At 43.7% G+C, this 568-nt stretch carries 1 protein-coding gene; it reads left to right on the forward strand.

Annotated elements, in window-relative coordinates; translation table 11 throughout:
• The coding region (locus tag ACWIUO_RS13870) for a DNA methyltransferase (RefSeq protein WP_454178473.1) at positions 1 to 183 on the forward strand (183 nt) is incomplete at its 5' end.
• Positions 184 to 568 lie beyond the last annotated feature (385 nt).

Here is a 568-nt window from a genome sequence, read left to right on the forward strand (position 1 = left end):
TTAAATTCTAGCAAAGAGGGGGATTTAGTGCTAGATTGTTTTATGGGGAGCGGGACGACTGCGCACGCTTGCAAAGTGCTAAATCGCAGGTTTTTAGGCTATGAAATAGATAAAGAATACTACCAAATGGCACAGCAAAGACTAAAAAGCGAAGTGCAGGGTAAGTTTCAACTTTATGGGTAAAAAAGCAGGGGAAAAACACGCAAAGGGAGGGGATTTTAGATTGCCACGCCACGCAAGCTAGAATCCCACGCGGTTTTTGTCATTGCGAGCATTATATTTTTGCGTTTTATCAAAAATATAATGCGTGGCAATCTATCGCTACAAAAAACCAAAAACACGCTTTTTTTGCAAAAAATAATATAGATTGCTACGCCGTGCAAGCACGGCTCGCAATGACGAAAAAACTAGATTGCCACGCGGATTTTTTCAAAATCCGCTCGCAATGACGAAAACACACGCAAAAACAAAATCTAAAACAAACTAGCGCACACACAAAAAAACCCACCCCCTAGCCCCCTCCGCAAAGGGAGGGGGAAAGGGAGGGGGAAATCCTGCCCCCTAACCC

Source organism: Helicobacter sp. T3_23-1056 (assembly GCF_053654535.1).